The organism is Qipengyuania sp. SM2507, assembly GCF_053714505.1.
In genome coordinates this window covers 1474981-1492652 of sequence record NZ_CM132307.1, presented here as the reverse complement: position 1 = coordinate 1492652, position 17672 = coordinate 1474981, and the positions used below count along the sequence as shown (strand labels likewise).

Genomic DNA, 17672 nt, shown 5'->3' with positions numbered 1-17672 from the left:
CGCCTCCTAGCGCTCGCCGGTCAATTGGCGGCCGACCGCGTCGATGGCGGTCTGGTTGCGCTCGACCCCCATCGCTTCGCGCATCGCGACAACCAGCTGGTCGCCGTATTCCTGACCCACGGTCTGGCCAAGCTGGGTCTGCGCCTGTGCGATCAGCGGATCGTCATTGGCCATCTCGCCGAGTTCGATATCGTCGAGATCGACCACGAACCAGCCGAGATCATTGGCCGCTTCGAGCCGCTTGCTGGTCCCCTGCGCCATGCTGAACAGCAGCGCGAGCGGCGGCGGGATCCGCTGGTCGCCGCGTCGGGCGAGGTCTTCGCGGGTCAGGCCGATCTGCTCGGCAGCGGGCAGGGCCACGTCTTCGGCTGCCAGCGCACTGGCCATCGTGGTGCCGCCGCGCAGCCGCGCCAGCACCCGGTCAGCGGCAGCGCGGGCAGCCTGCGAACCCCGGGAGAGCTTCCAGCTGGTCACCACATCCTCGCGGATCTCCGCCAGCGGCGCGGCGGCCGAAGCGGTGATCGCGGCGGCTTCGAAGACGGCAAAGGTTTCGCCGCGCGCCACCTCGCCGACCTGCGGCTGGCTTTCTTCCATCTGGAAGGCGGTCGCGAGCACCGGTGCGATCTCCTCGGCGATGGTCTCGCCCTGCGTCCCGTAGATACCGCCATCGGCGGTGACGGGACGGGTGTTCCGGACTTCGAGATCGAGATCCTGCGCGATCGCGGTCAGCGTCTCGCCATCGTCGATCCGCTCTTCGATCTCAGCCGCAAGATCGACCAGCGCGCGGACGCGCTTCTCCTCGCGGATCGTGGTGGCCAGCTCTTCGCGGACCTGCGCGAGGCTGCGCCCCTGCGTCGTCTCGACCGCATCGACCCGCGCGACATGCCAGCCCAGCGCACTGCGCGTGGGCTCGGTGATCGCACCATCGGCCGCGCCGAAATAGGCCTGCGCAACCGCGGGCGAGGCATCGTCGGCGACATCGGCGCGCGACTGTTCCTCGAGGGTGGAGGCACGGAAGCCGGCTTCCTGCGCCACCGCCTCGAACGACGCACCGCCGGCGACGCGCTGGCGAATGGATTGCGCGGCCGCTTGCGTCGGTACGATGAGCTGGGTGAAGCTGCGGGTCTCGCTGGCCGCATATTGGGCGCGGTTTTCCTGGTAGCGCGCCGCGATCTCGGCATCGGTCGGGGCGATCGCATCCGCGATGGCGTCTTCGCCGAACAGCGCATAACGGATCACGCGCCGTTCGGGGCGGATGAAATCGCCACGATTTTCCTGATAATAGGCCTGCAATTGCGCCGCGCTGGGATCGCCTTCGGGGAAGAAGGCGCCCGAGGGCAGGAAGCCGATCGCGCCCTCTCGGCGTTCCTTGAACAATCGGGCATAGCGGGTCGCCACCGAGCGCGGGATGGTCGCGCCGAAGGTGGCGGGGATCAGGATCTGCTGTCCGAGCAGGCCCGAACCGATATCCTCGCGAACGATGGCATCGGTCAGACCCTGCGCGGCGAGCGCCTGATTGTAGGCATCGGCGCTGAAATTGCCGTCGGCGCCGCGGAAGGCGCCGATCTGCCGGATCTCGCTGTTGATCAGATTGTCGCCGGCGCGCAGCCCGAATTTTTCGGCATAGGTCGAGATCGAATAGCGCGCGATCAGCTGATCGACCACTTCCTCCAACCCGCCCTGCGCGATGAAGGCCGACATCGACAGGGTGGAATCTTCCTGTCGCAGGCGATCCAGTGCGGAAGTCGCCGATTGCGCCAGCTCGGCGCTGTCGATCCGCGCGTCGCCCACCACGGCCACGCGATCGCCGCCGGCGACCCCGCCGAACATCCCCGTATTGGCGACATCGCTGCTGGCAAAGGCGAAAGCGATCAGGCCAAGGAAGGCGAAGGTGATCGCGAGGCCGAATTTCGACTTGAAGAAACTGCGGAAAAAAAGAAGCATGACAGGGAGGCTATCCGAAAAATGCAAAGGTGCAGGCGAAACCGCCGGTCCCGGGCGGGGCCGTTGCCGCTCGCTTTATCCGCGCTGCGACCTTGCCGCAACAGGTGGCGAAGGTTTTGACGCGGAACGCCGGGTCGGCTAGCGGAGCCGGCCCGCCACGCCCATATCGGCGGACCACTCACACCACAGCAGGATGAACGCATGGCCGAACGGCCCTATATCGTTGGAAACTGGAAGATGAACGGCACCCGCGCCATGCTTCCCGAGGCACGGGCGATCGATCGGGCCGCGCAGCGCAACATGAAAGTGGAGGTGGCGATCGCGCCGCCTTTCACGTTGATCCACGCCGTCCATCGCGAAGCCGAGCAGATCGGCGTCGGCGCGCAGGATTGCAGCTGCGATCCCGACGGCGCGCACACCGGCGATATCTCCGCGACGATGGTCGCCGATTCGGGCGCGAAATTCGTCATCCTCGGCCACAGCGAACGGCGCAGCGCGCATGGCGAGACCGACGCGATGGTCGCGGCCAAGGTCGGCTCGGCGCTCGATGCGGGCCTGCGAATCATCCTGTGCTGCGGCGAAAGCGAAGCGACCCGCGACGCGGGCGAGGCCGAAGCCTTCGTCCTTGGCCAGCTTCGGGCGAGCCTTCCCGAAACCGACAATGCCGCCGAGAAGGTCACAATCGCCTACGAACCGATCTGGGCGATCGGCACCGGCAAGACTGCAAGCCTCGACGATATCGAGGCGATGCATGGCGCGATTCGCGCGCTGCTGGTCGAGACCTATGGCGAAGAGGCGGGCCCGGCGGTGCGCATCCTCTATGGCGGTTCGGTCAAGCCCGAGAACGCCCGCGAGATCCTCGCGCTTCCCAATGTCGACGGGGCGCTGGTGGGCGGTGCAAGCCTCTCGGCCGAAAGCTTCCTCGGTATCGCGGTGGCAGCCTCGGAAGCCGAAGAGGCGTAAAAACCGCCGGTCCCTTGTCGCGGTCTTGTCGCGGGGCGCGGCTGCGCCTAGATGCGCACGGCACATCCTGATACGGAATTTCCATGTTTCTTTTCCTTACCATCATCCAGGCGATCGTCGCCGCAGCCCTCGTCGGCGTCATCCTGATGCAGCGTTCGGAGGGCGGCGGCCTCGGTATCGGCGGCAGCCCGACCGGAATGCTCAGCGCGCGCGGCGCGGCGGATTTCCTGACCCGCTCGACCCGCTGGCTCGCCGTGCTGTTCGTGGCGCTCTCGATCGCGCTGGCCGCCGTCGCCGCCAGCTCGGGCGGTTCGGACACGCTGGAAACGACACTCGACCGCGATGTGGCGCCGGTGGAACGGAGCGATCCGCTTGGCAACGACCCGCTCGGAGGCGCTCGCGCTCCGGCAACCGGTCCGGCTGCGCCCGCTCAGCCGGTCGAGCCTGCGCCCGCGCCGGCAAGCGATCCGCTCGCGCAGTAAGGCTGTCGGCGCGCAAACTTCTGTGGATTGAACGCGCTGTGGTGCGCACGACCTGCCGAATGCGCTTGCGCCGACTCCCGATGCACGACTAACAGCCACCTCCCATGGCGCGGTACATTTTCATCACCGGCGGCGTGGTCTCCTCGCTCGGCAAAGGTCTTATGGCCGCATCGCTTGCAGCTTTGCTGCAGGCGCGCGGCTACAAGGTCCGCATTCGCAAATTCGATCCCTATCTGAACGTCGATCCGGGGACGATGAGCCCCTATCAGCACGGAGAGGTCTATGTGACCGACGACGGGGCCGAGACCGATCTCGATCTGGGCCATTACGAGCGCTTCACCGGCGTTTCCGCGCGGCAGTCGGACAATGTGACCTCGGGGCGGATCTATCAGCAGATCATCGCCAGGGAGCGCCGGGGCGACTATCTCGGCGCCACCGTCCAGGTGATCCCGCACGTCACCGACGCGATCAAGGAGTTCGCGCTGGCCGACCAGGGCGACCATGATTTCATCCTCTGTGAAATCGGCGGGACGGTCGGCGATATCGAGAGCCTGCCGTTCATGGAGGCGATCCGCCAGATGCGGAACGAGCTCGAGCCGCTGCAAACGCTGTCGATCCATGTCACGCTGGTGCCCTATATCGCCGCGGCGGGCGAGCTGAAGACCAAGCCGACGCAGCATTCGGTCCGCGAGCTGGCGAGCCTGGGCATCAAGCCCGACATGCTGCTGTGCCGCGCCGAGCGCCCCATTCCCGAGAGCGACCGGCGCAAGATCGCGCAATTCTGCAACGTCCGCGCCGAAGCGGTGATCCCCGCGCTCGATGCGCCCTCGATCTATTCGGTGCCGCTGCAATATCACGGCGAGGGGCTCGATCGCGAGGTCCTGCGCGGCTTCGGCATCACCGATGCGCCCGAGCCCGACCTGTCGCGCTGGTACGATGTGGTCGATCGCTATTCCAACCCCGAGGGCGAGGTCACGATCGGCGTGGTGGGCAAATATGTCGGCCTGCCCGATGCCTACAAATCGCTCAACGAGGCGCTGGTCCACGGCGGGATGGCGCACCGCGTCAAGGTCAACATCCGCTGGATCGACGCCGAGGTGTTCGAGCAGGACGACGGCGATATCGCCGCGCAGCTCGAACCCTTGCACGCCATCCTCGTCCCCGGCGGCTTCGGGGAGCGCGGCTCGGAGGGCAAGATCGCTGCGGTGCGCTTCGCCCGCCAGCGCAAGGTGCCGTTCTTCGGCATCTGCCTGGGCATGCAGATGGCTTGCATCGAGGGCGCGCGCGAGGCGGGCTTCGACGCCGCCTCCTCGACCGAATTCGGTACCACCAGCGAACCCGTGGTGGGCATCATCACCGAATGGATGAGCGAGGCGGGTCTGCAGCAACGCGCCGAGGACGGCGATCTGGGCGGGACCATGCGGCTGGGCGCCTATGACGCGGTGCTGACTGGCAACAGCCATGTCTCGCGGCTCTATCACGGCGCGACCACGATCTCGGAAAGGCATCGCCACCGCTACGAGGTCAACAGCGCCTATATCGAACCGCTCGAGAAGCAGGGGCTGGTGTTCTCCGGAATGTCGCCCGACGGACTGCTGCCCGAGATCGTCGAACGGCCCGACCATCCGTGGTTCGTCGGGGTGCAATTCCACCCCGAACTGAAGTCCAAACCCTTCGATCCGCATCCGCTGTTCGCGGGATTCGTGGGCGCGGCGCTCGAACAGGCGCGGCTGGTCTGAATTTTTTTGCTGGCGGACCATCCGCCCAATTCGGTTCTAACATTCTGAAAAGGGACGCAATGCGGGGCGACTGCTGTCTGCTCCCGGCTGCGCGACAACGCCGAGCCGTTCATCGCCCCTTTATCTTTTGACATAGTTGTTGCAATACCTGCATCCGCATTGCCTTTCGGCATCGCGAACGAATTGCGCGCCGCGCGACAGATTGTTGCGCGAGCGGGGGCTTGCTTCGACGTTGGTTGTCTTCTGCGACCCGGACGATCGACATCGGGGCTTGGCGGCGTCAGCGTCGCGGGGGCGGAGCGCAAGCTCCGCCCCCTATTCGTTTCAGGTCAGTTTGGTTTGCAAGCGCAGGGGATCACGCCGCTGCGGCGCTGTCGTCCGTTTCGTCGTCCTGCACCACTTCCAGCGTGGCCTTGCCGCCAATGGCGATCTTCTTGGGCTTCATCGCCTCGGGCACTTCGCGCACCAGATCGATGGTCAGCATTCCGTCGGCGAGGTCTGCGTTCGCGACCCGGACGAAATCGGCCAGTTCGAACCGACGCTCGAACCCGCGGTTGGCGATGCCGACATGCAGCATCTCGCCATCGGGTTGTTCGTCGCGCTTGCGGCCCTGCACGGTGAGCAGGTTCTGTTGCGCGACGATATCGAGATCCGCGCTGCGAAAGCCCGCCACCGCCAGGGTGATGCGGTAGGAGTCCTCGTCGCGGCGTTCGATGTTGAAGGGGGGGTAGTTCTCGCTCGAACTGTTACGCGCCTGGCTTTCGAGCAGGTCGAAAAGCCGGTCGAAGCCGACGGTCGAGCGACGATAGGGGGTCAAATCGATACGGTTCATAGAAACAAATCCTCCTGTGAGCAATTTGATACACTGAAGAAGCCTGCGCTCGGCAGCGCCCCCTCGATCGTTCACCACGCCCGTTCGGGCCGTTGTGAACACATTTGAGATAGTTTCGTGCAGACCCATGTCAAGACGGGTATGGCACCCGCGATTTCAATTTTTAAAGGTTCGATATGTCCCAGCCCGAAGTCACCATCTACACCAAATTCGCCTGCGGTTTCTGCGTCCGCGCCAAGCATCTGCTGGACGAAAAGGGCGTCGAATACACCGAGCACGACATCACCATGGGCGGCCCCAAGCGCGACGAAATGCAGGCGCGGGCGCCCGGAGCGCGCACCGTGCCGCAGATCTTCGTCGGCGACACCCATGTCGGCGGCTCGGATGAGCTCGCTTCGCTCGAGCGCCAGGGCAAGCTCGACAAGCTGCTGGCAGGTTGAACTCGCACACATGACCCGCATCGCCGTCCTGCAGATGACCGCAGGGATCGATCCCGATGCCAACGCCGCAGCCATCGAGCGCGCCGTCGTCGAGGCGAAGGCCGGTGGCGCGACAATGCTGTTTACCCCAGAGATGAGCGGGATGCTCGACCGCAACCGAACCCGTGCCGCGCAATCGATCTCGTCGGAGGCCGACGATCCGGTCCTAAAACGCGTGCGCGAGGCAGCGGCGCGCGAGGGGCTGTGGGTCGCGCTTGGCTCGCTGGCGCTCGACAATGGCGACGGCAGCTGGGCCAACCGCTCGCTGGTGATCGACGCGCAGGGCGATATCGTCGCGCGCTACGACAAGATGCACATGTTCGATGTCGATCTCGACAGCGGTGAAAGCTGGCGCGAATCGCGCACCTATCGCGCGGGCTCCGAGGTCGTGACGGTCGAAAGCCCCGCCGGCCGGCTTGGACTGACGGTGTGCTACGATCTGCGCTTCCCGGCGCTGTTCGAGGCGCTCGGCCGCGCACGCTGCGATGTCATCGCCATCCCCGCCGCCTTTACCGTTCCTACCGGCGAAGCGCATTGGCATGTCCTCCAGCGCGCCCGCGCGATCGAGGCGAGCGCCTATGTCGTCGCCGCGGCGCAGGTCGGCCAACACGAGGATGGCCGGCGGACTTATGGTCACAGCCTGGTGGTCGACCCCTGGGGGGAGGTGCTGCTCGACATGGGCGGCGAAAAGCCCGGACTGGGTTTCGCCGATATCGACCTTGGCCGCATTGCCGAAGTGCGTCGGCAGGTTCCCAGCCTTGCCAATCGCCGCGAAATCGCCAACTAGCCAGCTCGCATGATCGTCTTCGACCTCCATTGTGCCGAAGGGCACCGTTTCGAAGGCTGGTTCGGCTCCTCGGCGGACTACGCCGACCAGCGTGAAAACGGACTGGTCGAATGCCCCGAATGCGGTTCGCAGGACGTCGGCAAGGCGCCGATGGCTCCCGCCGTTTCCGCCAAGGGCAACCAACGAACAGGCGCTATCGTCAAAAAGCCCGGCAAGCCGGTCACCAATCGCGAGATCCCGCCCGAAGTGCATCAGGCGATGCGCGCTCTCGCCGAGGCGCAGGCCAAGGCGCTGCGCAAGAGCACCTATGTCGGCGACGGTTTCGCCGAGGAATCGCGCGCGATGCACTATGGCGAGAAAGAGGTCGAAGCGATCCACGGCAAGGCCACGGTGCGCGAAGCCAAGGAGCTGATCGAGGAGGGCATCGCGGTGGCCCCGCTGCCCTTTCCGATCGCGGAACCCGACAAGCTCAACTGATCCGCCACGGATCAACCGCGACACGCTGATCGCCCGTTGTCAGCCGCCCGAGGCTCGCTTATTGGCGAAGCTGGCGCGCCCGTAGCTCAGCAGGATAGAGCATCAGATTCCTAATCTGGGGGCCACAGGTTCGAATCCTGTCGGGCGCGCCAATTTACCATGGAAGTACGCACCGGCGCATCGATTGCGTTGGGCGTGCTAACCGCCTGAACCAAGCTAGCCAGCGGACCGCGAACGGTGAGACGTTCCTTGGTCATCACGACCTCGCTGACGAAGGCCTGCACGTAGCTTTTTCGGAGCGCGGGATCGCTGGGATCAGTGAGCTTCTTCCGAAACCCAGTAGCGAAAGCGGCAATGGTTTCGCTGTCGATGCGTCCCCGCTTGTCGCCACACTGGCGTTCGAGCAGATTGATCTCCTCATCGAGGGCGGCGCGCCTCGACTGGTGGCCCACGAGACGCTTCTTGAGATCCTTGTCGGTCGGATCGACCAGTCCAGCCTCGATCGTTTCGAAGAGCCGCTGGATGGCGGTTTCGGCGGCAGTGCGTTCGTTGCGCAGCGTGACGATGTCGCGCTTTCGCTTGGCGTCGGCTCCGGCCGATCGTTCGAGAAGTTGCGCGAGCAGGTTCTCGAGGCGGGAAGGATCGAGTAATCGCTTCTCGAGCACACTCAGAACCGCGGCATCGACCTGCTCCATCGGCACATTGTTGCCGCCGCAGGATCGGTCCTTCTTCCTGCGCACATTGGAGCAAGCATAATAGCGATATTGCCCGCCCTTGCCGGTCATGAGCATCATCGTGCCGCCGCATCCCGGATTTCCGCAGCGACCAAGCCCGGACAGCAGAACAGGACTAGAATGCGAGCGCGCAGGCGTCATCTTGGGGTCGCGTGACTTAAGGATTGCCTGGACCTTCTCGAACATTTTCTCCGCGATGATCGCGGGAACTTCGACCTCGATCCATTCCTCGCGCGGACGCTTCGTATTAGTGCGGCTGTCCTTCGTGTTGTAATAGTGGCGACCGACATAGGTCTCGCGCGTCAATATCGTATGGACCAGCGCGGGCGTGAACTTGCGACCACGGTAACTCAATCCCTTTTCATTGAGGTGCTGGGAAAGCTTGCCGATGCCCATCGATGCCTTGCCACCGGCACCGACGTAAGCGCCGTAGACATACTCGACCGTAGCGGCCTCGGACGGGACGACCCTGATCTTCTTCTTGTGCTTTTTACCTCTGATCTCCGCCGTGTATGTTTCGTAACCGAGCGGAGGCTGCGATCCGTTCCAGAAGCCGTCTTCGGCATTACGGCGCATGACCGCCGTCACTTGCTCGGCATTGATATCGCTGGCTGCGGCATCCATTGCCGTGATGATCGCCCGTTGCAGTCGCGCATGGGGGCCGGGGGTGATATGCTGCGTGGCACTGAGCAGATCCACGCCGTTCTTCTCCAGCTTGCGGCGGTAGCCTTCGGTCTCATAATCATCCCGGAAAAAGCGCGAGAAGTTGTAGATGAACACTGCGTTGTAAGGCCGCGTTCTCGAGCAGCTATCGGCAATGAGGCGCTGAAACTCCGGACGGTTGGCGGAGCGACCGCTGATGCCGCCATCGATATACCATTGGACGATGGTGTAGCCATGCCGCTCAGCGCTGCGCGCGATGCCGTTCTGTTGCTCGTCCATCGATGTTCCGGCTTCTGCCTGCTTGCGGGTGGAAACCCGGATGTATCCGGCGGCAGGCAGAAGGTCGGTCATTGTACGTCAGTGTCCTTGGGGCAGCGCGAAAGGATCGAGGCGAACAGATCGCTGAGCCACAGCAGTTCCTCATCCAATATAGGCAGGTCAGCGAGTAGTTCATCGTGCACGACAAAACCGTCCCGCGATGAATCATGTGCGGCCTGACAGTCATCGAAAGATGGATCGCTCCGGCTCATGGTGCCGGTATGCGACGAAGCCTGAGATCGAAACCAGCAACCCAATATCGACTGAGTGACTACGCACAAGTTGGCGTAAATTGTCATTCATCATAAAATAGGTCGAGAACCCAACGACCTGGACGATCCGATGATGTATGACGACCTTGCTAAGGATGCGATCAACATAGATCGGCGGCTGCGCATACGCGATCGCGACCGTGCTCGTGCGGACATTCAAGATTACGCCCAGCAGCTGATGGATTGGCAGGACGGCAAGATCGCGCTCTCGTCGATCGACCTTGAACCCCACCACGTCGCGCGAGGGCGATATATCGCCCGGACCATCGGAGCGCCTTTGGAGCCAGGAAAAGAGGCGGCACCAATCGGCGTGAAGCTTCCGCTCCTGTATTTCTCGCCCCTCTATCATTTCTACGAGGGAAAGCTGACGAAGGTCGAGAGGCAGTATGGGCAGGATCGTCGGCTCCCGCATTTGCCGAAAACCAAGCGAGAGATTGCTGCCTATCTTCATTCGACGATGGCGGACGCGTTTTACGGCGAGCGGCTGTTCAGGCTGGTCGCTGGTGTGGACATCGACTCAATTGCTACATTCCTTACAGATATTCGCGGCACGCACCCCGCCCTGTTCCTGCTGCTTCTTAGCGAAGAGCTTGATCTTGCGATCGAGAAATTGCCCTCGCTCGACTATGCGAAGGGCACAAAGAGCCTGACAGCCCATTGGCGATCCGACTACTTTCCGGATCTCGCCTGTTCGATCGCTTCGGTTTTTCGTATTCTTCGCGTCCTCCGCCGCGGCTGCGCCATTCTCAAGGTTCTGGCCGCCCGCGATCTCTTCAGACTGTCGGTCATGAAGACCACCGCTTCGGATCTGAAGGCCGCGCGCTCGTCAGATCAAAAGTGCGCGTTGCTGCGCCGGGCCAACCACACGGTTTATGCGTTGCGGAAAATCGCTTTCACTGATCTCGACTATCACACGGATGGGCAGGGAAGACGTCCAAGCGCTTTCCGTTTCGAAAAACAGAACAGCGACCTTCGCACGCTCGCAGCTTTCTCCAGATTAAGCGGTCCGGACACCGAGTATTCGGGGACCGTCGTTGAGGATTTCATCGATCAGGCTAGGCTCGGATTACCGATCGGAGGGCGACCGCCCATCCTCTGGCCGTCATCAAGTGCAACCGTTGTTAATCGCATCGACTTAAGGGGTGGACTGCGCAGGGATGAGCTCGCATGCTTCTATGGACTGGAAGGGAGGGACATCGCCGTTCATGTCGCAAAGGCTGTCGCCGAGCTTGCTGGGCGAAAGATCATGCCGGACAGGCTGGCCAACTTCGCCAACGTCCTGCTCGAGGCGACGAATTACTGTGAGCCTGGCGAAGCCAACCGCCGTGTCCACCATGTCCTTTACGCGGATCATGTCATTCGTCTCGCTTTTGGCAAGCGCCGGGACTTCGGGCACGGTGCTGGTTTCGCTGCCTCGACTTGGTGGGATCTTGAACAAGACAAACCCTTGTGGAACCTGCTGGTCACGTCGAATTGGAGCCGCGACCCTAATGCTCGCATGTTCCTCGAAGGGCGGCGGTATCTCTATTCGCTGACGCATGAAGTTCACCGTCTCGGCAAACTCGAGCGCTCGACGCGCATTTTCTGCCATCTCGCCCACAGCATGAGCTTACTTTCCACCGATCCGATCTGGATTCGGATTCAAGAGCGAACCCGTTCACTGGTCGGTATCACCCTTACGGGGAAACAGGGAAAGCATGCGAGGGCCGGGATGATCGGACCCGGTCCCAAGACGATCGGCGAATTGATGGCGCTGCTCGATCCGCCATTTCTACGCTTCTCGCGCGGCGTCCGTCACTGATCGGCGAGCGGCGGACCTTCTTCCTCGCACTTGCCCGCCATATCGGCGATCTGGAGGAGGCGCAGAGCGTAGGACGACCTCCTATTCTCTTCCTGAAATTCGGGGTCGGCGTTCATCAGTTCGATGATCTTGTGGTTGTGGTTCCAGCGCGCGAACAGCGCATCGCACGACGCGAAGAATTCGTCGCTAATCAGTTCGGGTTTCCCGAGATTTTCGATACACTGCAATGACGTCGCCTTAAACTCACGGCTGATCTGGGACGCCATAAGCGTCGTTCCTACCGACACTTTTCCGCCAGTGGGGCGATACATTTCGTAATTTTTCATCGGACTTATCCCTTCTGGTTGTAGAGGAGGTGGGCGCCATTGCGATCGAGCCAATCGGCCGCTTCACCCCTGTTCATGGCTTCGGGTATCTCGATCTCGAGCAGTCTGGCCGTGTCGGCGATCAGGAAGCGCTGTGCCGAAGACATCGGCTGAGCTCGCCAGTCGTCACTTTTTTCGTCGGCTGCGGCTTTCCACGAAGCGCATTCGTCATCATAGGCCGCCTTGCGCTTAGCCCATCGCGCGACGGCGAAGCGAGCCGCAAGATCGCTGTGATCTTCCTTCACTAGGCCGATGATCAGATCGAGCACGGACATCTTGGACCATCCGGGAACGAGCGAAATGCGCTCGGCGAATTCTGCGGCCTCGAACGTCAGAAGGCCATGAAATGCATTGGCATCGGCGTGTCCGAGGTTGCCGTCTACCAGCGGTCCGGCAAGGCTCGCACAGGCATAGAGGCGCTCGTTCATCGACATCGAAATCTCCTTTCGATGCGATTTAAGCGATAAAGCTTGGGCGAAACCAACAACCCAATAAGACGGCTTCTGGGCCGCTTTCAGACTGTCCGGTCTTGGTCGATGGATTGAGCGAAGCTGCCATTCGACTGTGGCAATGTCCGGGTCCTTTCCCGACCCAGACCTAGTCGTTGGTTTTAGCGTCGGTGAACGTCCGGTTCTGACCGAAGCTGCCGATCAGGCTGCGCGGAGCAGCCGGCAGACAAAGCAACCTATAATCGGTCGGACGGCCGTACCTGTGCAAGCCAAGTAGCTGCCATCTCTTAAATATGACGGCGGATGCCCTTAGCTGTGGTTTGGTTGCAAAACAGCCACATGCGGTGAAAGGTATTCGCGGGGTCAAGATCTTCGTCGGCGTGACGCATATAGGCTCTCTGCCCGCACACTCTTAACCAACATGTGCATTTGCTCTGACGGAGCCAGCGGGCCAGTACAAACCATCCCGAAAGCGTTAAACGAGCGGCATCTCCGGCGTTCGCTTCTTCTGATAAAAAAGCCACATTAGGATAAGTGCCGAAACGAATGAACCGAGACTCATGATGAAAGCGGTCGACGATAGGTCGAAGCCTGCAGCAAAGAGCGCCCCCGCACCAGCGGGTCCGAAAGCTGCGCCCGCTCTTCCCACGCCCACTCCGAAGCCGATACCACGTCCGCGCAGTTCCGCAGGAAAAGCTTCGGCGAGGAGCGCGTAAAACGCGACACCGCCCGAATTGAAGAATACGCCAACCAGGGCTGCTGCCCCGATCAGCGCGAGGCGATCGGTTCCTACCTGAGCAAAGACGTTCACAGCTAATGCTGCGCCAAGCAACACGATGATCGATGCCAGGGGAAGGGTAATGCGGCTCGCAACAAAGCCAAAGACGGGCCCGGCGAACGAGCCTGCCAGCATGGCCACGATCAGCATGTCGGCCCCGATCTGCGCTTCATATCCGAAATCGACAACCAGCTTGGGCATCCACTTCAGGATGAAGTAATAGCAAGTCATATGCCCGACATAGGCGAGGGTCAGAAGAATGGTGACGCGGGCGAGCGGTCCGCGGAAAAGCGCGGCGAGGGAAGCCGAACCACCGGTTGTGCCTCCTGCTTCCGCCTCTTCGGCAGAGGGAAGGCCAAACTTTTTTAGGATTTTGTTGGCCTTTCCAAGTCCTTCTCCTACCGACTGCCGGCCGGCCCAAATCGGCGATTCCGGTATAAGAGCGATCGCTAGCGGCAGCGCTATGATGGTCACAATTGCGCCGAATAAAAAGACGTCGTGCCATTCGCCCACCACGAGCAGGTGGCGAGCGACCAACCCCCCGAGCACCGATCCAAGCGGATAACCGACAATCATGGTGGAGATGACCACTGGGCGCCAACGATCATTGGCATATTCGCTGACGATGGCAGTAAGCGATGCGAGCATCCCGCCAATGCCGAGGCCGGTGAGAATGCGAGCGGTCGATAGCTGCAACACGTCTTGCGAAAAGGTTGCGCCGAGCATGCCGGATGCCATCAGAATAAGACAGGTGAGAATGCACGGTCTGCGCCCGAAGCGGTCAGCCGCCATGCCGAAGGCGAGCGAACCAACCGCCATGCCAATCAGCTCCATTGATAGCACCCATCCCAGCGCCGCCGGATCAAGCCCCCAGCTCTCAGCAATTCCAGGAGCGGCGAAGCTGATCGATGCCGCGTCGTATCCATCGAGACCATTGAGGAAGATGGCAAGCGCGACGGCGGTCCACTGCCGCCGTCCCATCGGATTTTCCGCCAAGATACGCTGAGGGGTCATGCCGATGCCTTCTGATCGTCCGCGCACAGATTGGCCAACATCCCGCTGATCCACCTATCTCGATCATGCCGATATTTGCCGGCAAGTGCGCTCCGGTGCAGCATGTCGAAGCCGTGGATCGCCCCGCTGTAAAGATGCAGTTCGCACGCCGTCCCTCCCCCGCACAGATGCTCGGCAAAGCGCAGATTTTCAGCGGCGAAAAGATCGAGCGCTCCTGTGGCGATAAAGGTCGGTGGCAATCCGGCTGTTTTCTGCGCGAGAGCGGGCGAAAACCAAGCAAGAGCGTCGCATTCGATGGCTGCTTCACCGGCGAGTGAAGTCCAGCCAAAGGTGTTTTGCGCGCGCGTCCAGACAAATTCCCCAGCGGGCCCGTGGTCATAAGGATCGCAGGGGCCGCCAGTGCGATGGTCGAGCATCGGATAAGTCAGGATTTGCCCTGCGATCCCTGGACCTCCACAATCCCGCAATTTGGTGGCGAGTCCGGCGGCAAGCCCGCCACCGGCGCTTTCACCCATGAGAAAGATGGCGGATGGATCAATGTCGAGGGAGCTCGCATTGGCGAGCAGCCACTCAAGAGCCGCCTCTGCGTCTTCCAATTGCGCGGGAAAGGGATGTTCCGGGGCGAGCCGGTAATCGAGGGAAAGAAAGACGACGCCATGATCCAGCGCGATTTGCGGTCCGGAAACCCGCGCCATATCGGGCGAACCCATAACCATGCCGCCGCCATGGAGGTGGAGGATAGCACCTCGTCTCTGCCCGCTGCGTGGCGGGTCGAACAGAAGAGCGCTTACTGTACAGCCATCCTGCCGCTCCACCTCGACCTTGCTAGGCTGCAGGCGCATGTCGAATAGCCGCGGATCGACCTGTGCACGCACCCGTGTCTCGGCGAGCGACTGAGGTGTCAAATCACCGGAGGGCAACGCATCGATCAGCGCCCGAACCTCCGGGTCAACGAGAATGAGCGAGCTGCCTGAGCCGTATTCCTCTTTCACGCTGGTTGCCGCCATCACGAATCCATTAGAACTGGAAACCGACCTGCAGCATTATCTCACGCCCACGACTGACTACCCCGCGCTGCTCGCCGATCGCACCGGGTACGCTGGCGCCACCGGTTCGATCCGCCGCATACAGCAGGTAATATTCGTTGCTCAGATTGCGTCCTACCAGCGCTGCACTCCAGCGCTCATCTTCGGGACCGAAGGAGACACTTGCGTTGAAGCGGAAGAAGTCGTCCTGTCGGCTGGGCGGCGCCAAGGTGTCGGCGGCAAAGTAGCTTCCGCTATAAAAGGCGTCGCCGGTCACACCGACTTTGTAGGCGCCAGTGGGAATGTCGAATGCAAAGCCGGCATTCCCAGCCCACTCGGGCGAACGGGCGGGCGCGCGTCCTTCATAATCCTGCTGCAGCGTGAGTGTTGTCGAATTTACGAACGAGCAGTTCGGTGGCGGCACGGCGGTTGCGCGTGCCGCTCCAACCGGGAAGGTGTAAGCGTAGCACTGCCCAACGAAGTTCTTGAAGCGATTGTGCGTATAAGCAATTGCAGCGTGCAGTGAGAGGATGTTGCTTGCTTCATAACGGCCGCTTAGCTCGGCGCCTCTCTGCTCAACCTCGCCGGCATTATTGATGGTATAGGCGATCCGTGCGGGATCGTAGGTGTTCACCTGCAAGTCCTCGAACGTGTAAGCGAAGGCCGCGGCCGAGAACGACAGCCGACGATCAAGGAGCGTTCCTTTGGCGCCGATCTCGAAACCAGAGGCCTTCTCAGAGTCGTAGTCGACATCGCCGATGACCGTCGTCGTCTGGAACGGATTGGTGAGGCCGAATCCGCCGGACTTGAAGCCGGTCTTGTAAGCGATGAAGAACGTCCGTTCCGGGCTTGGCCGCCAAGTTAGTGAAGCTTCGGGGGAAATATTATCGTCCTCGAAGCTGCCCTTCAGTACGCCGAGCTCGTCAGATCCGGGATAATTGGTGGAAAGCGTGTTGAATCCGAAGATGCCGTAAAGGTTCTGTTTGGAATAATCCTTTTCTTCATGCGTGAAGCGCGCCCCCCCGGCGAGCTCAAGCGTGGGTGTGATTTCGTATATGCCTTGAGCGAAGGCCGAGAGCGTCTGGCCCTCCTGCTGGTTTAAATCTTCATAAAGCGCGAAACGACCGCTCGATGCCTGATAGAAGGTGTCGCGGACTTTCACGTCGTTTGTATCGAACAGCGACGTATCCTGAAAAAAGCCGCCGATCATGAAATCGAACGGTCCGCCGAAGTCGGAAATGAGGCGCAATTCCTGGCTGAAGGCGCGGTTACGCTGCTCGTTGAAAAAGGCGAGTTGCGAATAGGTCGTCTGGTCCAGACCGGAGAGGAACTCGTATTTGATCCAATTGTAGCCGGTGGTCGATGTGATGGTCAGAGTCTCAGAGAGCGAATACGCCAATTCCGCCGACGTAACAAAAGCGCGCAACCGGCCGTATGCTTGCCCGTCTTCGCGATCACCGGCCAGGGTACTGGAAATAGCAACGGGCAGATCGCCACTGGTTGTTCGGTTGTCGACAACGCACTCAGCGAACGGATCGGGGATACCAATGACGCGCGGATTGGGGCCCGTGCACGGGCCGATGTTCTGGGTCGCAACGCCTGGCCCGGCGTCGTTGCCTGTTGCACCAAATGCCTTGAGCCGGACGGTGAGCCGATCACCGAATTCCCCCTGCAGCGTGATCCGGCCCAAGAATTCTTCTTCGCCCGGACGCGGGTCAAGCGCTCCGGGCAATTGCGCCGCGCCGGCCGGGGCGCCCGTAGCGGGATTGTAGAAGGGATTGGCAATCGGTTGAGCCGTATTCCGGAGCCAGCCATCCAGGTTGCGGTAACGAAATGCGATGCGTCCGCCGATAGAGTCGGTGATGGGCCCGGATACTGCCAGATCAGTCACGATCTCATCGCCTACGAACTCATAACCCGCACGTCCGCTGACTTCGAGCGAGGAGGTCGGATCCTTGGTGCGTACGGAAATCACGCCGGCGGGGCTGTTCTTCCCGAAGAATAGAGCTTGAGGACCCTTCAGGATCTCGACCTGGTCAACGTCGAAGAAGCCGAGCTGCGCAATGCGCCCGTCGCTAGTCTGAACGCCGTCGATGGCGACAGACACCGCCTGCTCAAAGCCGGCCTGATTGGCGGGGGAACTGATTCCGCGAATGGCGAGGGAACCGCCCCCGTTTGACTTGTACGCGCCGACAATGACCGTAGGGGTAAGTTCGGCGATCTTGACGAGATCCGTCGCGTTCGACCGGGCAATCTCCTCATCCGTCACCACCGATACCACCACTGGAACATCGTTCAGGGATTCTTCCCGCCCGCGGGCAGTAACAATGATTACATTCTGATCCTCGGCTTCAACGGTGGTCGGGATCGGCGGCTGTACTGGACCCGATGGCGCCACTTGGGCAGAGGCTGGGCTGCACCAGCCAGTTATGCTGGCTGAGAGCAGCAGGACAGCTTTGCGACTATGGTTAGCTTTCTGCGCGATCTTCATCATGCTTTCTCTCCCAAACCGTTGCCCGCCCGGCATTGCCTGCCTGTGATCGGAGTTCC

15 protein-coding genes, 1 tRNA gene and 1 pseudogene are annotated in these 17672 nt (G+C 61.7%); 9 read left to right on the top strand and 8 right to left on the bottom strand.

Annotated features, from left to right (window positions below; all coding sequences use genetic code 11):
* Nucleotides 1-6 precede the first annotated feature (6 nt).
* Nucleotides 7-1944 carry a peptidyl-prolyl cis-trans isomerase gene (locus ACWIKC_RS07280; protein ID WP_454596851.1) on the bottom strand — a complete coding sequence of 646 codons (1938 nt, stop codon included), beginning with the start codon at nt 1942-1944 and terminating at the stop codon, nt 7-9.
* Nucleotides 1945-2145: 201 nt separating this feature from the next.
* Between ACWIKC_RS07280 and tpiA the strand changes: the two genes are divergently transcribed.
* From tpiA to ACWIKC_RS07265, 3 genes are all read left to right on the top strand, one after another.
* On the top strand, nt 2146-2907 hold the full coding sequence (tpiA, locus tag ACWIKC_RS07275; RefSeq protein ID WP_454596850.1) for a triose-phosphate isomerase: 762 nt from the start codon (nt 2146-2148) through the stop codon (nt 2905-2907).
* Between the two features lie 83 nt (nt 2908-2990).
* Nucleotides 2991-3389: a preprotein translocase subunit SecG gene (secG, locus tag ACWIKC_RS07270; protein ID WP_454596849.1), complete on the top strand. Its 399-nt coding sequence runs from the start codon at nt 2991-2993 to the stop codon at nt 3387-3389.
* A 104-nt stretch (nt 3390-3493) separates the two neighbouring features.
* Nucleotides 3494-5128, top strand: coding sequence for a CTP synthase (locus ACWIKC_RS07265; RefSeq protein WP_454596848.1), 1635 nt, complete (start codon nt 3494-3496; stop codon nt 5126-5128).
* Nucleotides 5129-5483: 355 nt separating this feature from the next.
* Here the strand turns inward: ACWIKC_RS07265 and ACWIKC_RS07260 are convergent, their stop codons facing one another.
* Nucleotides 5484-5960, bottom strand: a complete 477-nt coding sequence (locus ACWIKC_RS07260) for an Hsp20 family protein (RefSeq protein WP_454596847.1) — start codon at nt 5958-5960, stop codon at nt 5484-5486.
* A gap of 176 nt (nt 5961-6136) precedes the next feature.
* Here ACWIKC_RS07260 and grxC point away from each other — a divergent pair, with 176 nt between their 5' ends.
* The 5 genes from grxC to ACWIKC_RS07235 all read left to right on the top strand — a co-directional run bounded on the left by grxC (nt 6137) and on the right by ACWIKC_RS07235 (nt 8353).
* Complete coding sequence (grxC, locus tag ACWIKC_RS07255) at nt 6137-6400, top strand: glutaredoxin 3 (RefSeq protein ID WP_454596846.1); 264 nt, start codon at nt 6137-6139, stop codon at nt 6398-6400.
* Nucleotides 6401-6410: 10 nt separating this feature from the next.
* Nucleotides 6411-7226, top strand: a complete 816-nt coding sequence (locus tag ACWIKC_RS07250) for a carbon-nitrogen hydrolase family protein (RefSeq protein ID WP_454596845.1) — start codon at nt 6411-6413, stop codon at nt 7224-7226.
* A gap of 9 nt (nt 7227-7235) precedes the next feature.
* On the top strand, nt 7236-7703 hold the full coding sequence (locus tag ACWIKC_RS07245; RefSeq protein WP_454596844.1) for a DUF1178 family protein: 468 nt from the start codon (nt 7236-7238) through the stop codon (nt 7701-7703).
* Between the two features lie 75 nt (nt 7704-7778).
* Nucleotides 7779-7855: transfer RNA gene (locus ACWIKC_RS07240), tRNA-Arg, on the top strand.
* 291 nt (nt 7856-8146) lie between these two features.
* Nucleotides 8147-8353 (top strand): hypothetical protein, encoded by a 207-nt coding sequence (locus ACWIKC_RS07235; RefSeq protein ID WP_454596843.1) that lies wholly within the window; start codon nt 8147-8149, stop codon nt 8351-8353.
* Nucleotides 8354-8422: 69 nt separating this feature from the next.
* Here ACWIKC_RS07235 and ACWIKC_RS07230 read toward each other — a convergent pair.
* Nucleotides 8423-9379: pseudogene (locus ACWIKC_RS07230) on the bottom strand (recombinase family protein); the annotation flags it as partial.
* Nucleotides 9380-9760: 381 nt separating this feature from the next.
* Between ACWIKC_RS07230 and ACWIKC_RS07225 the strand changes: the two are divergent.
* Entirely contained in the window at nt 9761-11491 is a 1731-nt protein-coding gene (locus tag ACWIKC_RS07225; protein WP_454596842.1) for a hypothetical protein, read from the top strand.
* On the opposite strand, the gene ACWIKC_RS07220 is transcribed toward ACWIKC_RS07225, so the two are convergent.
* The 5 genes from ACWIKC_RS07220 to ACWIKC_RS07200 form a co-directional block, all read right to left on the bottom strand.
* Nucleotides 11485-11817, bottom strand: coding sequence for a hypothetical protein (locus ACWIKC_RS07220; protein ID WP_454596841.1), 333 nt, complete (start codon nt 11815-11817; stop codon nt 11485-11487). The genes ACWIKC_RS07225 and ACWIKC_RS07220 overlap by 7 nt on opposite strands.
* Nucleotides 11818-11822: 5 nt before the next feature.
* A complete protein-coding gene (locus tag ACWIKC_RS07215) occupies nt 11823-12284 on the bottom strand; it encodes a hypothetical protein (protein WP_454596840.1) in 462 nt (153 codons plus the stop codon).
* Between the two features lie 496 nt (nt 12285-12780).
* Nucleotides 12781-14097 carry an MFS transporter gene (locus tag ACWIKC_RS07210; RefSeq protein WP_454596839.1) on the bottom strand — a complete coding sequence of 439 codons (1317 nt, stop codon included), beginning with the start codon at nt 14095-14097 and terminating at the stop codon, nt 12781-12783.
* Nucleotides 14094-15104 (bottom strand): alpha/beta hydrolase, encoded by a 1011-nt coding sequence (locus ACWIKC_RS07205; RefSeq protein ID WP_454596838.1) that lies wholly within the window; start codon nt 15102-15104, stop codon nt 14094-14096. The genes ACWIKC_RS07210 and ACWIKC_RS07205 overlap by 4 nt, the downstream gene beginning before the upstream one ends.
* A 10-nt stretch (nt 15105-15114) precedes the next feature.
* On the bottom strand, nt 15115-17616 hold the full coding sequence (locus tag ACWIKC_RS07200; RefSeq protein ID WP_454596837.1) for a TonB-dependent receptor: 2502 nt from the start codon (nt 17614-17616) through the stop codon (nt 15115-15117).
* Between the last annotated feature and the right edge of the window lie 56 nt (nt 17617-17672).